This is a genomic window from Borrelia venezuelensis (genome assembly GCF_023035835.1).
Lineage (GTDB): Bacteria > Spirochaetota > Spirochaetia > Borreliales > Borreliaceae > Borrelia > Borrelia turicatae.
In genome coordinates this window covers 265580-285636 of record NZ_CP073220.1, presented here as the reverse complement: position 1 = coordinate 285636, position 20057 = coordinate 265580, and the positions used below count along the sequence as shown (strand labels likewise).

Genomic DNA, 20057 nt, shown 5'->3' with positions numbered 1-20057 from the left:
ATGGTTCAGTATTTTACAGAAAGAGGTCCGACCTATAATGAGGTCATAGAAACTGTTAAGAAGAAATATGGAAAGAATGCTAGAGTTATGACTTATAAGACAATAGCTCATGGAGGAATATTTGGCTTGTTTAGTAGAGATTGGATTGAAGTTTCAGGTTATGTTAGATATGACATTGGACAACAACAAATAAATGTCGAAGAGGAGAAGCGTAAAATTCTTCAAAGCATTAAAAAAGAAGAGAGTTCTTCAATTGAGGATGTAATTAAGGAAGTTAAATCTCTAAAAAATGAACTTGCACATAAAAAGGAAGAAATTAATCATCCAACAATTTTAAAAATAGAAGATATTTTACGTAGTAATGATTTTTCTGAAAGTTACATTAGAGATATTAATAATTTTATTAAGAGAGAGTTTAGTTTATCAGATCTTGATGATTATGATAAAGTTAGAGATAGTGTTATAATATACATTGCTAAAACTATTAAATGTTCAGGTTCTATTATTGATAATCTTAAGAAAAGAATTTTTATTTTAGTTGGACCAACGGGTGTTGGGAAGACCACTACTATTGCAAAACTTGCAGCGATCTATGGAATTAATAGTGATGATAAGAGTTTGAATATTAAGATTATTACCATTGATAACTATCGTATAGGAGCTAAGAAACAAATTCAAACATATGGTGATATTATGGGGATTCCTGTTAAGGCGATTGAATCTTTTAAAGATTTAAAAGAAGAAATTACACAGTCAAAGGATTTTGATCTTGTTCTTATTGATACAATTGGTAAGAGTCCTAAAGATTTTATGAAACTTGCTGAGATGAAGGAACTTCTTAATGCTTGTGGTCGTGATGCTGAATTTCATTTGGCTGTCAGCTCTACTACAAAGACGGCAGATATTAAAGAAATATTTCATCAATTTTCTCCCTTTAGCTACAAGACCGTGATTTTTACGAAGTTAGATGAGACAACATGTGTTGGTAATTTAATAAGTTTAATTCATGAAATGAGAAAGGAAGTTTCTTATGTTACTGATGGGCAAATTGTTCCTCATAATATTAGTATTGCAGAACCGCTTACCTTTATCAAAAAAATAAATGGATATAGAATAAGTGATGATATTGAATTTATTCGAAAGCTAAAAGGTAAATCTTATTATTAAGGATAATATATGATAGAAGATCAGGCTCAAAGTTTACGTGATATTATGAGATTGAATAATAGGGCTAGTTTTGTTGTTGATGATAAAATTCAAAATAATAGAACAAGATTTATTGCTGTTACTAGTGGTAAAGGTGGTGTTGGCAAAAGTAATATTGCTGTGGGTCTTGCTCTTAAATATGCAAATCTTGGTAAAAAAGTTTTAGTTTTTGATGCAGATATTGGTATGGCTAATATTAATATTTTGCTTGGAGTCATTCCAAAGTACAGTATTTATCACATGATTATGCAAGGGCGAGGTATTAAGGACGTAATAACAAAGACAGAATATAATATTGATCTTTTAGCTGGTGCTTCTGGGACAACAGAACTTTTAGATTTATCAGAGACCGAGATGAATCAGTTTATAAAGGAGTTATTAAAAGTTTATGAATATGATATAGTGATAATAGATACCAGTGCTGGAATTTCAAGACAGGTTATTTCGTTTTTGTTTTCTAGTGATGATGTAGTTATTGTTACAACACCAGAACCTACTTCTATAACGGATGCTTATGGTATAATCAAGGTTTTATCTCATAAAATGGAAAATTTAAAAAATTTAAGACTGGTTGTCAATAGAGTGGCTAATGTAAGTGAGGGAAAAGGAGTGGCTAAAAAAGTTATTGATATATCAAGTCAGTTTTTGAATTTAAATATTGATTATTTAGGATATGTTTATGAAGATCAAAATATTAGGAATTCTGTTTTTAAACAAAGACCTTTTATTTTATTAAATCCCAATAGTAAGGCTAGTTATTGTCTTGATTCTATTGTGGCTGCTCTTGAAGAAATTACTCTTGATAATAAAAAAAGAAGAGGTGTCATAGGTTTTATATCTAAATTTTTTGGGATGGAATAGGTAATATGTTATTTACTAAAAGACGCAAGTATGTTTTATTATTTAGTGCGTTTGCATTTGTTCTTGCGGTGATTCTTGGCATTTTTGCTCGCGTGCCTTTTATTACAGTATTGTTTAGAGCGGTTTTTCAGTTTATAGTTTTTTTTTGTATTGGACTTTTACTTGAATTTATATACAAGAAATATTTGTATGATCTTTTTAAAGATGATAGTTTGAGTAATGATACAAGGAAGAAGGATATTGATGAGAATAGTAACTGTAAGCCTGAAACAGATGATAAGAATTCTTTTTCTAAAAATATTCATCTTGATAATAATAAAAGTGGTGATAATGACAATTATAGTCTTTCAGACAAATTGAGTAAATATGACACAGTTGCTAAAGAGAGTAAATTAAATAGTAAGTTATTAGATCAAATTTCACATGTTGAGAATACTGATCCAAAAATTGTTGCTGAGACTATTAAGAGTTTGATTAATAAAAAGGAATAATTATGGCTACGATTAGCGATTTTGCGGATTTTAGGAATAGAATTAAGAATTATTTAGAAAGAGAAAATCGTATTAATTTAATAGAGGTGGAGTCAGATACGCTTGAAGAGGCTTTAAATGATGCTTCTTTAGAACTTTCAGTTCCTTATAAAGACTTGAATTATGAGGTCTTGGTACGTGGAAATAATGGACTATTTGGATATGGTAAGAAAAACTGGAAAATAGTTGCTTATAAGAATTCTTATTCAAAGTTTGGTGTTACTGATGTTTTAAGTTCACAAAGTGAATTTGAAGAAGTTGCGTCTCTGGATGGGAAATTTTTTATCAGGAGAACTGCCAAGGGGGTATTTTTGAAGGTTACGCCTGCTCAAGGAGATGGGAGTGTTGTTAAGTTTAAAGATGTAATGGATAAATTTGCTTCATATAGTAATATCAAAGATTTGGATGAAAATTTTGTTAGATCGGTTATTGAGGATGCTAATGGTAAGTATGAACAAGTATCTGTTTTTGAGGCCGATCTTGTTGAGAGTGTAACTATGATGGTTCATATATCAGAAGATTCAATGTCAGTAACTGTTGAATTTACTGTTCCTGGACCTAATGGTGCTGAAGTTTTGGAAAAAGATATTTATAGTATTCTTAAGAAATATGGAGTATCAGATCGAGCATTGCTTAAGAATAAAATAAAAGAATTTGTAGATTATCCTTTTTATGGTGAACCAGTTGAGATGGCAAGGGGAGTAAATCCTGTTAAGGGAAGAGATGCTTATATTAATTTTATTGCTAAGAGTAAGTCTTCAGGTGAGTATGGTGCTGTAGGTAATGAGTTTAGAAATGTTAATAGAGGAGATGAATTGGCAGAAATTATTCCCTTATCAGAGGGTATTGAAGGGTATACTGTTTTTGGAAAAATATTAAGAGCAGAGCATGGTCGAGAGCTGGATTTGATTTTGGGAGATAATACTTTCATGGAAGGAAATAAGATTATTGCAGGGTGTGATGGATATATATCTATTTCAAATGGTATTATTTCTGTGCATGATGTTTATGTTGTTGAGGGTGATGTTGGACCTGGTACTGGAAATATAGTAAATAATGGTATGGTGCTTGTTAAGGGAAGTGTTTTAGATGGATATAATGTTATGGCTAAGAGTGGAATAGAAGTCAATGGACTTGTTGGTAGGTGTAATTTGAGAACTGATGGTTCTATTGTTCTTCGAAGTGGGGCTAATGGAAAGGGTGGTTCAGAGATTTATGCAAAGAAGTCTATTAAGTCTAAATTTTTAGAAAATGTTAATGTACGATGTGAAGGCAATATTGAAGTTGTAAGAGGAATTGTCAATTCTTTTGTTTCTTGTACAAAGAAGGTGCTTTGCATTGGAAAAAAATCTAAGATAGTTGGTTCTGATGTTCGTGCAAGAGAAGAGGTTCGAGCATATTCTATTGGATCTGAGGGTAATGCTGAGACTTCTATTTGTGTTGGGTGTGATCCTGAAATAAAAGTTTTGCTATCTAGATTTACTGAATATCTTGTGAAGATTGAGAAACGGTTGGAAGTTTTAACAAAAGATATTTCTGCTTTAAAGAAGAACATTCAACTTACTGTTGATAAAGCTGAGAAATCTTTAAAAATTGACAGTTGTAATGAGCTTATTAATGAGCGAGATATTTTAATTTTGGAAATAAAGATGGTAAAAGATAAGCAAGAAAGTTTGCAAGATGCACTTGAAGATAGTAAGATTGATGGCAAAATTTTTGTTGAGTACATAGCTTATACTGGCGTTAAGTTACATATTAAAGATGCTTATTATGAACTTCCAAGAGATTATAATAATATTACTTTTGTAGAGGATGACAATATTATTAAAATGTTAGCTTATGTTCCTTTTAAATCTAAATAGGTTGCAAATTGTAGGAGGAGCTTTATGGATATTAATGGTTCATCTGAAGTTGTAAAGATAATTACACAAGGTGTTTTTAAGGCTAGTGAAATTTCAAATGAAGATTTAAGGAAAAAAAAGATAAGAGAAAATAAAAATCTGAGTTTAAATCAAAGCAAGAGTTATCATGTTGACTCTGAAATAAATAGCATATATCCAGCTGATGAAAGCATGGATGGTAATGTCAATTTTATTACAATGTCAAAAATTAAGACTGCTAAGAGAAATTCACCTGGCATATATGATATTAATTTTCATGATCCAAAAATTGGAAGAAACATTGATATTGAGCGATAGTTTAAGTATAGGACATTCTGTATGTTTGTTGTTTTTTGTTTTATTTTGATTATATTTATTTTTATATATTTTCATATTTATATTAGTTTGAAAATCAAATCTAATAGTATACTTAGGAAATTTAGGAGTGAGGTAGATAAAACTATTATTGAAATTAATCAAGCAACTGATAGAAATATAAATATTATTGAGATAAAGATTGAAAGCTTAAATAGAATTATTAAGGAAGTTGATGAGAGGATAGAAATACTTGATCAAAGACTATTGGGATTTAATGCTCATTCGATTTCAATGGGAAGTAATAATTTTAGCATGAAAGGGGATAGTAGTGTTTATAAGAGTAATTTAGATTATTCAATACCTACTATTGAGAAAAATATAATCAAGGAAGGATATAATATTCGCCAGCAAGTTATTTCGCTTTATGAGCAAGGAATGTCTTTAGAAGTTATTGCTAAAAAGTTGAAATTGGATTTGGGTGAAATTGAATTAATTGTTTCAATTCATAGGGGTACTTGATGGAAAAATGGATAGGCATAGATCTTGGGACTACAAATATTGTAGCGTCTTATTTTGATGCTAATTCTAGGGTTATATTAAATGATAGGGGTGAGAGAATGACACCTTCTATTGTGTCTTTTACAGATTCTGGTATTATTGTTGGTAGTATTGCTAGACATCAAATATTGGTAAACCCAGATAAGACTTTTTATAATTTTAAAGTTGATATAGGTACCGAAGTCTCTTATAAAGTGGGTAATAATACATATAGAGCTGAGGATATTGCTTCTTATTTACTTTTAAATGTGAAGATGAATGCTGAGAAATTTTTAGGTACAGAGATTTGTGATGTTGTAATAACTGTTCCTGCTTATTTTTCTGAAATTCAAAGAAGAGGTGTTGTAGAAGCTGCAAGTCTTGCGGGATTGAAATGTCGTGCAATACTTAATGAACCAACAGCAGCCGCTTTGTCTTATGCTTTTGAAAAACAAATAGATGGATTATTTCTTGTTTATGACCTTGGTGGTGGAACTTTTGATGTTACTCTTTTAGAAAAACAAAATGATACTTATACTGTTCTTGCAATTAAGGGCGAGAATAAACTTGGCGGAAATAATTTTAATGAAGTCATAGAAAGGCATGTCTTAACCAGTTTTGAGGAAGAATATCCTGATATTAATTTAGATGATATTGTTATTCTTGAACAGATAAGAGACAAAATTGAAGAAGCTAAAAAAAGTTTATCTATTATGGATGAGGTTAGTATTGTATTACCTTTTCTTGATGGCAAGCATTTGAATTATAAACTTAAGAGAAATGATTTTAATTCTATGATTAAGGAATTTATAGAGAAAACTATTAGTCTTACAAATGAATGTATTGTCGATTCAGGTGTTGATCTTGAACGTATTTCAAAAATAATACTTTCAGGAGGTTCAACAAGAATTCCTTTAGTTAAAGAGAGATTGAAGGAAATTTTTCCTAAAATTGAAGTATTGGATTCTTTAAATCAAGATGAAGTTGTTGCAAATGGTGCGGGCATTCATGCTTGTAGTCTGTCAAATAATAGTACTCTTATTGATTTTAAAGATGTAACCCCTTATTCTCTTGGCATTGAGACTTGTAATGATGGATTTTTTACGTTAATTAAGAGAAATACTTTATTACCGGTTTGTGAGCGAAAAATCTTTACAACAACTAATGATTATCAGGAAGAGATTGAGATACATGTCCTTCAAGGTGAATATAAGAAAGCATCTTTGAATTATTCTATAGGCAGATTCTTTTTTAGTAATATACAAAAGGCTTTAAGAGGTATGCCAAAGATAGAGATACTTTTTAGTTTGGATGAAAGTGGTATCTTAAGCATTTCTGCAAAAGATTTAGATACGCATGCTTCTAAGTCAATTCAAATAAGAATGACAAGTTCTTCTTTTGATAGTGGTTTTGAAAACGAAGGTGTTCTTGCTTCATTAGAAGACATGAGATCTAGTAGGGTGTTAGAAGACAGTATTGAATTGACTTAAACATTTATTTGAATTGAGATATTAATTTTGTTATTATAAGTTTTTTTACAGGCAGTATATTATTTTTCCAATGATATCATTGATGTTTATAAACCCATATTCTCTTGAATCAAGGGAAACTTTTTTGTTTTCTCCTACTACCAGGTAATAATCCTTTGGGATATATATATTTTCTAAAATTTTTAGATGTTCCTTATCTATGTTAAAGTTTAAATTATGTATGGATATTACATTTTGTTTTAGCTTTATAAATTTTTCGCCTGGTATGGCAAAAATTTTTTTAATGGATATTTTTTTTGTTATAGGGTCTTTAATAAGTACCATTTCGTTTTTTTTAGGCAAGCCCCATAATATAATATATGTTTTGCTGTTCTTTAGTCTTATTCCATAAGCTAGTTTGTTATTGATTATCCAATGTTTTTCTAAAATTTTTGGTGACATTGAAGAACCTTTGACTAAATGAAAAGACAGAGATATTTTTATGATTGCTATCATTAATAATAAAGCCAGTATAATGGGTATTAGTACTTGTTTATGAGTTTTGATCATTTTTTAAATTTCCAATTGATATCTTTTAGCAAATTGAAATTTCTAGTGTATAATGAGTCATATTATGATTATACCAAAAAAGGATCAGAATGTATTAAAAAGAAATAGAAATTTTTTATTTGATAGGGCTATTAAAGGTGATTTTGAATTGAGAGATTTTGGTAATATTCGTAACTTTCATAGAAAAAAACGGAAAAAATTTTTTCGTTTTATGAATATTCCAAACAAACTTTTAGATGTAATTAAGTTATTATTTTTGACTTTATTTGGTAGGATGGTAATCATTGATAATTATAAGTATCGATCTTCTTATAATAAGATTCGACTTAAAATGATTAATGATTATGATATCAATCTAACTTATATTTTTATTTTTAGATTTAATGCGATAATTTTTGTTTTAGTATTAGTCTTTTACTTAAATATTTTTTCGTATTATGGTTCGTACATTTTTTTAAGTAGGCTGAGTTTTCCCAAGGATTATTTTATTGATACTTTTTTATATTATAGCGATCAAGATTTAAGTCAGATCAATAATCATCTATTTGGAGTGGATACAAATAGTTATGAAGCAACTGTAAGGAGGCCTTTTGTTTTAAAGGTAGTTAAACATAAAATTAATCCTGGAGAGACACTTTCTCATATTGCAGCCAGATATAGCATAACGAGTGAGACTTTAATTTCTTATAATGATATTAAAGATGTAAGGAGCATTAGGCCTAATTTTGTTATTAATGTGCCTAATATGAAAGGCGTTCTTTATACTGTTGAGAAAAGTGATTCTCTCTCATCAATTGCAAAAAAATATAAGATTCCCAAAGTAGATATTCTTGATGCTAATAACCTTGATAATGAAGTTTTGTATTTAGGGCAAAAATTGTTTATTCCTGGGGGAAAAATGGCTAAAGAATTACTTAGAAATGCTTTAGGAGAGACTTTTTTATTTCCAACTCAAGGCGTTATTACTTCAGGTTATGGCTATCGTCCTGATCCTTTTACCAAAATTATTAGTTTTCATAATGGGATTGATATTGCAAATGTAGCTAATACACCTATTTTTGCAACAAAAGAAGGTATTGTGGTAACAGCTGGATTTAGTGTTGGAGGATATGGAAAATATATTATTATTTCTCATAATAATGGTTTTCAAACTCTTTATGCTCATTTAGGTTCTTTTGCAGTGAAAGTTGGACAGAGGGTTTCAAGAGGACAAATAATAGGACGTATGGGAAGTACAGGGTATAGCACGGGCAATCATTTACATTTTACTATTTTTAAAGATGGAAAAACGGGGAATCCTATGAAATATCTCAGATAGGCTATACGTATTTTGATATATCCAGTGTTTTTAATATTTGTATTAGTTTCTTTCCTTCTATGAGGTCAATTAACCTCCCTTCAATGATTTGTTTGGCTTTATCAGAAAATGTAGCTGGTGCAATACAGAGTCCTTTTAATTTGCTTTCTTTGGTTTTTGCAATAAGGTCTTTTAGGAATAATTCTCCAAAATTTTTTTGATCTGTTCTGACAAATCGAACTATTAAATTTTCTTCCCATTGATTATTTGATAGTTGGAAATTTATGTCTATAAATTGTGAGGTTATTTCATTTATCTTTTTATCTCTTACTTGAAACTTGTTTTTATAGAGTTTAAGGATAATTGCATTAGCTAAATTATCAAACTTTTCTTTTGGACTTCTAAGATATATTCTTAATGCTAAATTTTCATTCAGTCTTTTACTAAATTCTAATTTTTCAGTAATTTTTTGATAGTGTGGATCAATTCTTTCAACTCGAGTAAACGCTTCAGTTGCTTTTTTGTAGTTTTCATGTTCTATATACAGCTCTCCTAGTTTGTAAAATAGTTTAAGGAATGTTTTTGTTGGTAAATCAGGTTTGATCTTCATCATTTCTCTAATGTTATCTTCTAATTTTGTTAAGTTGTTATTTTTTGAATTAATTTCAGATTCAATTAAAAGAGCTTCATATATCCTTCCATCTTTGTTTCTTATTTTGTTTGCAATTGAAAATGCAAGCCGGTCCTGATTTAATTGAGATAGAGATTGGGCATATGCTAATAGAGCATTTACGTCATTTTGTATATATTTGCTTATGCTGTTAAATATCCCGATAGCTTTAGTATAGTTTTCCATATGAAAGAGCGTTATTCCTATGTATTTTAAGACATCCTTATTGTTTTTATCAAATTTATATATTTTTGTGAGATAATGTAGTGCTTCTTTATAATGTGCATTTCTTAAGAAGGCTATTCCAAGGTAGTAATTTGCATCTACATCGGTTTTTTTCATGATGTATGCTTTTTTAAGAAATGTCAATGCTTCTGAATTAAAATTTCTCTCAAGATTATAAAAACCGTAACTTAAGAAAGCCTTAAAAGAATCTATTCTTTGATTTGTAGGATTTTCTTCTATAAGTTGGCATAATTTTTTGGCATATTTAATACCATTTTCAAAGTCTTTATTGGAATAATAATAATCGTTTAGAGTTTGTAAAGCACTTATTTCGTTTGGATTTGTTTTTAATATGTTTGCAGCTTTGTCTGTTAGTTTTTTTGTTTTATTATGTTTACCTTTTTTTCTTATTTTTGTGTTTGATATTGCAATTTTGAAGAATAAAAATATCAAAAGAGATATTGCAGCTGAGGAAAGTATTATGAATAACGGTAACACCCTAACTTCTCCTAAAAAGTCATATTTAGTAATATCATATAAAATAGTAGTTTATAGCCTTTGAATGTTTTTTCTGTTAAATAAAAGATTACTTGTAAGTTGAACATAGTATTAATTATATTATATTATTGTTATAGTTTGATTATATATAAATTTGTTTTTTACAAAAGAACAAAAAGGTTGGAATTCTTGAAAGGGTTTTTAGCCATAAGGCTGTCTAATGATGAATATTTTTCAATTTTAAGTTTGGATGATACTGCTGTAAAGAGAGTGGTATTAGGTAAGATTGCAGATGAAACTAATGTAAAATTGGATTTTTATATTAGTGAACATGATGACTTTTCTAATTCTGTTATTATTGGGTCTTTTTTCTTAGATAATCTTAGGAAAGAGAGTGCTAATATAAATGTTTATTTCAAAATAGATTCTATGATGCTTTATGTTTATGGTGAGTGTGATGGAATTGCAAATAAGTCTAAGTTTGATTTAAGCTTAATTAATCTTGCTGTAGATTCAGAAGAAATTAATGATTTAGAGAGTGCTAAGTCGAGTGATTTGCCCGTTGGTTTTATTGGTGTAGAGCGTGAAGAGGAATTTGTTAAAGAATTTGGCAGTGTTGCTGGGCAGTATGATTCTTTAGATGGTGATTTAGATAATTTTAATGATTTACCTAATTCCCAAAATTTGTCTGCAGACGAAAAGCTTTTTAGTAATGAGAATAATTTTAATTTATTATCGGATTCTTTAAATTCAGATAATGGTACATTGGTAAGTGAAAATTTGGGTTCTGACTCTGATCTTAATTTAGAAAATTTTGATTTTGGGCTTACAGGAGATGGTTTTGAGAATAATATTGATGAAGGGAATGATCTTGAAGAACACGTCCTTAATGATAAAGATACTGTCAGCCGAGATGATTTCGATTTAGATAACATTTCTGTTGATATTAGTGATTCGAGTGCTGCTTCTGATAATTCTGCTGCTAATGCTGTGAAATTAGTTGAAGATAAGGACACTGATTTTAAGAGTGTTAATGTTTATACTCTTCAAGATTCTTATTCTGATAATTGGGACGTTGAGGACATTATTACCGACCTTGATAATGGGTTGGGTGAGAGTGAATTTGATGATGTTGCTTTGGATTTTAGTAAGGAAGATTTTGCTACAGATATTGAAGAGAGTCGATTGGATTTAGATTCGGAAGAAGGTTTGATTCAAACTTCTATGCTTTATTTAAGTCTTATTTCTTTATTTCTTTTGATATTTTTTTCATTGTTTTTGATTTTTTCTAAAGTATTAAATCCTAGAAATTTTGCAATTTATGATTGTCCTTTTTATAAAGAAGAAAAAATTACTAAATGTGAAAACAGTAATTATGTTTAAGCAAATTATTTGTTTGTTCTTATTAAGTTTATTTTCTTGTTCTTTTGGGAAAGGGTCTTTAAATAGCAATATAGTTAAAAGGAATGTTGATAATTTTGATTTAAGTCATCTGAATTGGTTATGGAATTTTGACTATGCGGGAAAAAATTTCGATGAATATTTTGGCATAGATTCAAATTCTTATGTGTATATTGCCTATCTTTTTAAAAAAATAGGATATGATGAAAAGTTTAAGGAATATATGTATAAGGCAATAAAGAGTAGCAATGATATTGCATCTCAATTTGCTGGAATTAAGCTTCTTGAATATTATAATGCTAGAAGGGAATATTTTGAGGCTGAACTTGTTGGACGCAAACTTTACAAAAGATATGATAATAATAAATTTATTATATTAGGATATTTCAAAAGTCTTTATTGGCAAAAAAAGAATGATGAAGCTCTTTTGGTTTTAAATAAGCTTGAAAAGATGAATTTTGCACAATCTCAAGAGAATGAAAATCTTTTATTTAAGGCAGTTCTTTATTTTAATGCTTCTGATATTAATTCATCATTGATTTATTTCAGTAAATTATTTGAAGATTTGCCAGCAGAATATTTACACGTAAGGGCCCATGATTATCTTGTTCTTGAAGAGAGAGCCAATCTTTTAAGTTCAGTTTTTTTTAATCTTGTTAAGTTTAAATCCTTGGTAGCTAATGGAGATTTAAAGGGCGCAATCAGTATATTAAATGATGATTTTAAGAAATATTATAATAATTTTGTATTTTTAAATGATGTTTATAAAGCTTTTCTAGGTTCAGGTTATATTAGTAAGGCGTTGTCTTTTTTTAGTAGTTTAAATAGTGTTTATAAGGATTATTATTTAGGGCTTATTAATTTAAGATTAAAAAAGGACGTAGGGTTTTTTACCATAGTTAAATATTTAGAAAATGCTTCTCTTGAAAATGAACCTTATAGGTTAGAAATACTTAATGAAATTTTTGGCAATTTGATATTTCTGCAGAATACAAGAAATTATTTTGCTCAAAATGTAGCTAGATTTTATACGGGTAAGGATAGGAATAATCTTGGCTTTATTAAGATATTAGATGAATATATTCTAGAAGCTGTGCAATTTAAGGATTATGATAATTTATATGTACTTTATCATAATGGTCAAAATATTATTGATGGTGCTGTTTTATCTAGACTTGCCTTTATTAATGCAAGGCTTATATATCATAAATTTATTGCTTCTAAGTCAAGAAATGAGTATGACGAACTTTTGCGTTCTTCTATTAAGTATAATCGGATATCTTATGCCTCATTTATGAGCAAATATTTGCTGAATCAAAGTATTAATGATTTTTTTGAAAATGATTTAAATATTCATTATGATCAGTCTGATTATGAAAGTTTTTTAGAAGGGTTTTTAAAATTTAATCTGCATTCTTATGTTAGTGCTTTTGTTGCTAGTGATTTTAATAATGGTTATAGGTTTTCTCCTAATTTTTACCGTAACCTTTATGATGAACTTGTAAGGCATGAATATTATTATGAATCTACACTTGCTATTAACTATCTTGTCAAACAAGATAACTCGGCTTTAAGTAGAGATGATTATAAGCGTCTCTATCCGTGTTTGTATAATGATTTAATTAGGTATTGGTCAAAGAGACGGAAACTTGAGCCTAGTCTTGTGTTTTCTTTAATAAAAGCTGAGAGTAGTTTTAAAGGAAATGCTGTGTCTAAGCCTGGTGCTATTGGGCTTATGCAGATTATGCCTTTAACATCAGTTGATGTTTCTAGAGAAATTAAATATTATGATTATGATTTGAAACAACCAAAAGATAATGTTATCATAGGAACTTATTATTTAAGTAAAAGAATAAAAATGATCGGAGAGGTATATAAAGCTCTTGCATCCTATAATGGTGGCATTGGAAATGTGCGTAAATGGGAGAGGGATTATGGGCATTTACCTAAGGAGTTTTTTATAGAAGCAATTCCTTTTGGGCAAACTAGAAATTACGTTAAGAAGATATTGGTTTATTGTGTGTTGTATGATGCTTTATATGAGAGTAAGGGAATGGATTTTATTATAGAATATATTATGGGTAAATTTCCCAAAAGTTTTTAGGTTGTCGCGAACTTGATGGAAAATGTTTTAAGAGTTATGATTTTAGGCTTTGTTCAAGGAATTTCTGAATTTTTGCCTATATCTAGTTCAGGGCATTTGTTGCTTTTAAAAAAGTTTATGCATATTGATCTTCCGATGGTATTTGATATTTATTTGCACTTTGCAACTGTTTTGGTTGTAATGATTTATTATCGCAAACGAATATTAGAACTTGTGGTAGTCTTGGTAAAATTTGTTTTAAGAAAGACTACCAAGTTGGATTTTGTAAAGTTGAGATTAATATTACTCATATCAATAATCACTCTTATTACAGCATTTGTTGGAATTTTTATAGAAAATTTTAAGGAGTTATTTACTCTTGATTTGGTTTTAGTTAATTTTATTTTGACAAGTATTTTATTGTTTTTGCTTGAATTTAAGATTTTAATTTTTGATTTTAAAAAAAATATCTTGTTTGCAGGATGTTTAATTGGGATCATGCAAGGAATTGGAGCTATGCCGGGTATTTCTCGTTCAGGAATTACAATTTTTGCTTCAGTTTTGCTTGGGTTTAGCAGGTCAGAGTCATTTGAGATTTCGTTCTTATCTTTGATTCCTATTGTTTTTGGAAGTTTACTTTTAAAGTATAAGGAGTTATTTGAATCAGATATGCTTTTTAGTGTTTTTGAGATAAACCTGGGGGCAATTATTGCTTTTATGGTTGGATTATTTTCAATTAGTTTGTTTGTTAAAATGCTTAAGGATAGTAAACTTTATTATTTTTCGGTTTATTTAATTATACTTGTAAGTTTAGTTTATTTCCTTTTTTTATTTTAATAGAGTTATGAAAAATTTTTATCATTATTTTCATTTTTTGTTTTTTTTTATGTTGGCTGTTATATCATTCTCGCTTTTTGTTGCTTTAACCCCTATAGGAAATATATTCATATTTTTTGTTTTTAATCTAATAGGTCATATGCTTCTAAATACTTTTTCATTTTTATCATTTTATCTAATACTTTATCCGCTTGTAAATTGGTATGCTTATCGCAACAATATGTTTAGCAAGAAATTTGTATTTAATTGGAATTATACGGTTATTTTATTTTTTACGCTGACATTTTGGTTAAGAATTAATTTTGATCTTGAGGGTTCTAATTTTATTAATTGGTTTTTGAGTAATTTTGGGATTATGTTTGGCAATTTTTTTGTTTTTCTTATTTTAATTTTGGAACTTGTTATTTGGATTTACTTGAATTATGTCCTTTTTAAGGATGCTAGCTTTATTTTAAATACTTTTCATTTTATAGTATTTAAATTGAAAATTTTGTTTGAAAGTATGTTTGCTTTTTTACCGTTTTTAAATACTCTAAAAATTAAAAAAAATATTAAAGTGTATAAAGATTGTGATGGTAATTTGGATGCAGCTAAGACTTCTGATAAGGGAGATAATATCATTAATGATGAAGAGTATCAGGCTTTATGGTCTTTTAAAGCCTTTTTAAGGAAACCCAATAAACCCTTAGATGTTAATTTAGATAAGACCATTTTTTGTCAATCAGAGGTGAGCGATGATAACTTATCGGAAGAGCAATCGTTTCAAGATTCTCAGTGTGATCTAAATGTTACAGATGATTCTAAGTATAAAGCATTAACAGAATTTGAGGATAATAAGTTAGTGTCTAGTGGAAAAATTAAGGTTGGTGATATACGGCATAAGGGCATCATAAGTAATCTTGTTAAGATCAATTATGGAAATTTATTAGTAGGTGAGGGTAGTGATAATTATTTAATAGATATTTCTGTTTTTGATCAAAGAGAACCTAAAAGTGAAACTGAAGATATTGAATATGATCGAGAAATTCAAAAACAATCGATGATTTTACAGGAAACTTTTAAAGAATTTAATATTAATGCTAAGCTTATTGATGTTATTAAAGGACCCGTTGTTACAATGTATGCTGTTCGTCCTGATAAAGGTATTAAGCTTTCAAGAATAACTTCTATATCTGATAATATTGCCTTAAGGCTTGCAGCAGTTCGGGTTAGAATTATTGCACCAATACCTGGTAAAGAAGCTGTTGGGATTGAAATTCCTAATAAAAGACGAGAATTTATTTTGATCTCAGAAATAATAAATAGTAAAGAGTTTCAAAGTGATTTTAAAGTGCCTTTTGCACTTGGTAAAGAAATTAATGGAAGTAATGTTGTTTTTGATCTTATCAATGCTCCCCATCTTTTAATAGCAGGTGCTACTGGGGCTGGAAAATCGGTTTGTGTAAATTCACTGATTGCTTCAATTATTTTTTCAAAATCCCCAGATGATGTTAAGCTTGTACTAATAGATCCTAAAGTGGTTGAGCTTAAGCTTTTTAATGATATTCCACATTTGTTAACTCCAGTTATTACTGATGTAAATAGAGCCTTAGAAGCCCTTCGTTGGTGTCTTGATGAGATGGAGAGAAGATATGTTCTTCTTGATAATTTTCTTGTGAGGGATATTAATGCTTATAATAAAAAAATACTGGAAGAGGGATTAAATGAAGCCCCATTACCTTATTTAGTAATCATTATTGATGAATTTGCAGATTTAATCCTTTCTGCAAAAAAGGATTTAGAAAATTTGATTTCTAGGCTTGCAGCTATGGCTCGGGCTGTTGGAATGCATTTAGTTCTTGCTACTCAGAGACCATCTGTTGATGTTATTACGGGAGTAATAAAGGCTAATTTTCCCTCAAGGATTTCTTTTATGGTTGCTAGTTCTATGGACTCAAGAATAATTCTTGGAGCATCAGGTGCTGAGAAACTTTTAGGAAAGGGTGATATGCTTTATGTTAATCCTACTACACCTTTTCCTCAAAGAATTCAAGGTGGATTTTTGAATGAAAAAGAAGTTTATAGATTAGTTGAAGAAGTGAAAAAATTTGGTACCCCAAATTATATTGATGATGAAATATTTATTGATAGTATTGTGGGAGCTGATACTGTGGTTCTAAATCCTTCAGATGAGCCCATGTTTGAGGAAGCTCTTGAAATTATTCGTTCTACTAAAAAAGCATCTACGTCTTATTTACAGAGGCGATTAAAGATAGGATATAATAGAGCTGCACGAATTATTGAGCTTATGGAAGAGATGGGATATATAGGTCCTGTAAATGGCTCAAAACCACGGGATGTGTTTATTTAGATATTAAAAAGGACATTCAATATGAATATCCCTATTTTATTATTTCCCGATTTTTTGTTTTAACTTTCTTACTTTTTTTGCTTGTTTTCTTTTGAATGCTTTTTCTTTTTTGACGCGAATGGTGGATGGTTTTTCATAATATTCTCTTCTTTTCCATTCTCTAATTATTGCTTCTTTTTCAATCATTCTTTTGAAACGTTTTAGTGCTTTTTCTAAGCCTTCATTTTTGTCAACATTGACAGTTATCAAAAAAATCACCTCCTTGTTTTTACTCTATCCTTTTAGTGTTATTGATTATTTGATTTTTGTCAATAAGCATTTGTTCTAAGAAAAAATCTGGGTTTACTGCAACTCCATTAATTCTAACTTCAAAATGTAGATGAGGTCCTGTTGAAATTCCTGTGTTGCCAACATGACCAATGTATTCACCTGTATTTACTATTGTATTCTCTTTAACTCCAAATTTTGAGAGATGTAAATAAATTGTAAATACTCCTGGTAAATGTTGAATTATTACGGTTTTACCAGTAATTTCTCTATCTCTTGCGAATACTACTTTGCCTCTACCAGCTGCGAAAATAGGTGTTTTTTCTCTTTTAAGTGGGGCATAATCTTTTCCATTATGCATTTTATGGCTTGATATTTTTTTTTTGTCTTGCATATAAATTCTTTGGTCTCCGTAAGGACTGGTTATTTTGTATTGATCTTTGATTGGATAAACCAATGTATCATAGTGGTAAATTGTTGTATCTCCTATATTTCCAATTATATTCCATAATGTGAGAGCTTGTTTTTTTTCTTTAGGTGATTGTTGACTTTTAATAAGCTTGGATTTGTTTTTATTAAGCTTTACTGTTGTTTTTTTAAATTTGAGTTTTTTTATCTCTATTTCTTTTATGTATGTTTTATGTTCAAATTCTATTTTAATTTTCCTTTTTCCTTCTTTAATCATTGGTGTAATTCCTATTAGTGCTATGTGGTATTCTCTGTTTCCTACGTTGAATTTGAAAGGAGATGCACTTAAAATAGGTTTTTGATTTGTACCTAAAAGAGATAGTTTTTTGAAATTTTTGTTGCTTGCAAAGTAAATATTATCTCCCTGGAAAGTTTCTTTTTTATAGTAACTTTTTATGGTATCATTACTTACTGCATTGATGTTAAGTAATCCTGTTATGAATGTAAATAAAAGGCTTTTGATGTTAATCACTAATTTTGTCTCTTTTTGATATCAATAATTTTTAAAATTTTATCGTTTTGATTGTAAAGATCTTCACTAATTGTGCATATTATGTTTATATTTTGGCCATCTTTGATACCGAGTTTTTGGATATTTTGAGTTCCATTAAAGTAGATAGCTTTATAATAATCTTTATTGTTTTTGATTTTCATGCTTATATGTTTTGAATTTCCATTTTTATCAATTGTTCTGAGGTTTTGAATGTATACGTTTTCCATCATAAAAACAAATTCTCTAAAACCATGTCCGTAAGGTTCAAATAAGTTTATTATTTTTAAAAGTTCTTTTTTATTAAAGTCTTTAGGTATAATCGCATCTATGAGTATTGAATCCTCATATAATTCTTTGTATTCTATTTTTTCAAGAGCGTTTTCAAGTTCTTTTATAAATTCATTTAATACACTCTCATATAGAGTAAATCCGGCAGCGGCTTTGTGTCCACCAGAATTTATTATTAAATGGTTTGGTATCATCGAAATTAATTCTTTTGAATTTACTTTATTGTTTGATCTTATGGATCCTTTAATTATATTTTCTTGTCTTGTTAAGAAAACAGCAACTTTTTGATAATAAGTAGAAAGTCTTGTTGCCATTCTAGAACTAATTCCTTTTGGAGTATGTTTGTCATAACATACTATGAATTTATCATTTTTAAAAATAATATTCTCATTATGTGTATTCCAAGATATATCTTCTTTGCGTTTTCTTAAAATATTTATGTTTTTAATTTCTTTAAACTTATTTTCTATTTGATTAATATCTTCGGTTAATAAAAATTGAATTGTAATATCTGCTTTTTCAAGTCTTCCTGTTGAATTTAATATTGGAGCAATTTTAAACGCAATATCTGTTGCAGTGATCATTGGTTTTGTTAGTATATTGGCCTCTTTTAATAGATAATTAATGGATATGTTTTCTCTTAGTGCGATTTCTTTAAGTCCTTCTCTTACAACTATTCGATTTTCATTAATAATTGGCATATTATCAGCAATAGTTCCTATTGCGACAAATTTAAGTCTCTTAAGGCAGTTTTTTAGTAAATCTTTATTTATTGCAAATATTATGTTGTAAAATATGTAATATAGTTTTTCTTTAATATTAATTTCTCTATATTTAAAATATTTGGTAATTTGCATGAGTTCTTTTAGTGTTTTTTTAGCAAATTTAGGATATTTTTTGACAAAATTTTCACTAATATCAATTGTTTCAATATCTATTTTGTGATTAAAGAATTCATTTAGAAGTTGATTCTGTTCATCTTTATTAAATACAATTATGTATTTACTTTGTGAGAATTCTTCTAGTTTATTAATATTGATTTGTAAGTCATTATTGCTTTCTAGAGTTATATACTTTTTTAAAATGTAGTTGTTTATTTCTATTGCATGAAGTGTAATATTATTATTTAATCTTTCTAGGAATAAAAATACCATGTTTTTATTATAAAGATTGGTAGTGGAGAGGTAGAGCGCAAGACATGCTTTAAAACTGACATAACATCCAGCTATTTCTTTAAATGGAGAGAGATCACCTTTTAAATGAGGGTCAATAATTATATTTTCTATGTCAATTTCTTTGTTTGGAAGATGATGATCTGTAATTATTACTTCTATGTTTTTTGATCTTGCATAATTTGCTTCTTCAATGTTAGAAATTCCACAATCAACGGTAATTATTATTGATATTTTATCTTCCAATGCCTTATCAATGATCTCTTTTGTAAGGCCATAAAATTCTCCATTAGAGGGTATTTTATAGGTTACGTTGATTCCAAAATCTTTAAGGGTTTCATACATTATTATTGTAGCTGTGATTCCGTCGGCATCTTTGTCTCCAAAGATTAATACATTTTCCTTTTCTGCAATGGCTTCATTCATTCTATAAATGAATTTGTTTATATTTTTTAATAAGAATGGATTGTGCATTAAATTTACACTACTTTCAATAAAAAATAAAAAGTCTTCTTCTTTAATTTCTCTTCTAAGTAGCAGTGTTGCTTCAAGAATGCTAATATTATATTTTTTTGCAATATTGATTATATTTTCTTTTTTGATGTCAATTTCTTTTTTTTCCCAAATTTTCATGTCT

General features: G+C 28.7%; 16 protein-coding genes and 1 pseudogene. 12 read left to right on the top strand and 5 right to left on the bottom strand.

Features of this window, described 5'->3' with window-relative positions; all coding sequences use genetic code 11:
• The 7 genes and pseudogenes from flhF to bvRMA01_RS01315 all read left to right on the top strand — a co-directional run bounded on the left by flhF (nucleotide 1) and on the right by bvRMA01_RS01315 (nucleotide 6822).
• Nucleotides 1–1167, top strand: coding sequence for a flagellar biosynthesis protein FlhF (flhF, locus tag bvRMA01_RS01345; protein ID WP_247031642.1), 1167 nt, complete (start codon nucleotides 1–3; stop codon nucleotides 1165–1167).
• A gap of 12 nt (nucleotides 1168–1179) precedes the next feature.
• Nucleotides 1180–2067, top strand: coding sequence for a MinD/ParA family protein (locus bvRMA01_RS01340; RefSeq protein ID WP_041178566.1), 888 nt, complete (start codon nucleotides 1180–1182; stop codon nucleotides 2065–2067).
• Between the two features lie 5 nt (nucleotides 2068–2072).
• Entirely contained in the window at nucleotides 2073–2558 is a 486-nt protein-coding gene (locus bvRMA01_RS01335; RefSeq protein WP_247031640.1) for a hypothetical protein, read from the top strand.
• Nucleotides 2559–2560: 2 nt separating this feature from the next.
• Nucleotides 2561–4459, top strand: coding sequence for a FapA family protein (locus tag bvRMA01_RS01330; protein WP_011772224.1), 1899 nt, complete (start codon nucleotides 2561–2563; stop codon nucleotides 4457–4459).
• Between the two features lie 24 nt (nucleotides 4460–4483).
• Entirely contained in the window at nucleotides 4484–4795 is a 312-nt protein-coding gene (locus tag bvRMA01_RS01325; RefSeq protein WP_247031638.1) for a hypothetical protein, read from the top strand.
• 21 nt (nucleotides 4796–4816) lie between these two features.
• Nucleotides 4817–5372 (top strand): annotated as a pseudogene (locus bvRMA01_RS01320) (DUF6115 domain-containing protein).
• Nucleotides 5314–6822 carry an Hsp70 family protein gene (locus tag bvRMA01_RS01315; protein WP_247031636.1) on the top strand — a complete coding sequence of 503 codons (1509 nt, stop codon included), beginning with the start codon at nucleotides 5314–5316 and terminating at the stop codon, nucleotides 6820–6822. The pseudogene bvRMA01_RS01320 and the gene bvRMA01_RS01315 overlap by 59 nt, the downstream one beginning before the upstream one ends.
• Nucleotides 6823–6867: 45 nt before the next feature.
• Here bvRMA01_RS01315 and lepB read toward each other — a convergent pair whose 3' ends face one another.
• Nucleotides 6868–7371: a signal peptidase I gene (gene lepB, locus bvRMA01_RS01310; RefSeq protein WP_011772220.1), complete on the bottom strand. Its 504-nt coding sequence runs from the start codon at nucleotides 7369–7371 to the stop codon at nucleotides 6868–6870.
• Nucleotides 7372–7435: 64 nt separating this feature from the next.
• Here lepB and bvRMA01_RS01305 point away from each other — a divergent pair, with 64 nt between their 5' ends.
• Complete coding sequence (locus tag bvRMA01_RS01305) at nucleotides 7436–8689, top strand: peptidoglycan DD-metalloendopeptidase family protein (RefSeq protein ID WP_247031632.1); 1254 nt, start codon at nucleotides 7436–7438, stop codon at nucleotides 8687–8689.
• A 1-nt stretch (nucleotide 8690) separates the two neighbouring features.
• Here the strand turns inward: bvRMA01_RS01305 and bvRMA01_RS01300 are convergent, their stop codons facing one another.
• On the bottom strand, nucleotides 8691–10061 hold the full coding sequence (locus bvRMA01_RS01300) for a tetratricopeptide repeat protein (RefSeq protein ID WP_247031630.1): 1371 nt from the start codon (nucleotides 10059–10061) through the stop codon (nucleotides 8691–8693).
• A 189-nt stretch (nucleotides 10062–10250) separates the two neighbouring features.
• On the opposite strand from bvRMA01_RS01300, the gene bvRMA01_RS01295 reads away from it, so the two are divergent.
• Genes bvRMA01_RS01295 through bvRMA01_RS01280 form a run of 4 tightly spaced genes read left to right on the top strand, consistent with a single transcriptional unit; the run spans nucleotide 10251 to nucleotide 16732 of the window.
• Entirely contained in the window at nucleotides 10251–11444 is a 1194-nt protein-coding gene (locus bvRMA01_RS01295) for a hypothetical protein (protein WP_247031628.1), read from the top strand.
• Nucleotides 11383–13566 (top strand): flagellar assembly lytic transglycosylase, encoded by a 2184-nt coding sequence (locus bvRMA01_RS01290; RefSeq protein WP_433996710.1) that lies wholly within the window; start codon nucleotides 11383–11385, stop codon nucleotides 13564–13566. The genes bvRMA01_RS01295 and bvRMA01_RS01290 overlap by 62 nt, the downstream gene beginning before the upstream one ends.
• A 15-nt stretch (nucleotides 13567–13581) precedes the next feature.
• Entirely contained in the window at nucleotides 13582–14382 is an 801-nt protein-coding gene (locus bvRMA01_RS01285) for an undecaprenyl-diphosphate phosphatase (RefSeq protein WP_247031626.1), read from the top strand.
• 7 nt (nucleotides 14383–14389) lie between these two features.
• The gene (locus tag bvRMA01_RS01280) at nucleotides 14390–16732 is read left to right on the top strand and encodes a DNA translocase FtsK (protein WP_247031624.1); all 2343 of its coding nucleotides are present in this window, start codon (nucleotides 14390–14392) and stop codon (nucleotides 16730–16732) included.
• Between the two features lie 39 nt (nucleotides 16733–16771).
• On the opposite strand, the gene rpsU is transcribed toward bvRMA01_RS01280, so the two are convergent.
• Genes rpsU through recJ form a run of 3 tightly spaced genes read right to left on the bottom strand, consistent with a single transcriptional unit; the run spans nucleotide 16772 to nucleotide 20053 of the window.
• On the bottom strand, nucleotides 16772–16981 hold the full coding sequence (gene rpsU, locus bvRMA01_RS01275; RefSeq protein WP_025375292.1) for a 30S ribosomal protein S21: 210 nt from the start codon (nucleotides 16979–16981) through the stop codon (nucleotides 16772–16774).
• Between the two features lie 19 nt (nucleotides 16982–17000).
• Nucleotides 17001–17939: a M23 family metallopeptidase gene (locus tag bvRMA01_RS01270; protein WP_119024090.1), complete on the bottom strand. Its 939-nt coding sequence runs from the start codon at nucleotides 17937–17939 to the stop codon at nucleotides 17001–17003.
• The gene (gene recJ, locus bvRMA01_RS01265) at nucleotides 17939–20053 is read right to left on the bottom strand and encodes a single-stranded-DNA-specific exonuclease RecJ (protein WP_247031622.1); all 2115 of its coding nucleotides are present in this window, start codon (nucleotides 20051–20053) and stop codon (nucleotides 17939–17941) included. The genes bvRMA01_RS01270 and recJ overlap by 1 nt, the downstream gene beginning before the upstream one ends.
• Nucleotides 20054–20057: the final 4 nt, after the last annotated feature.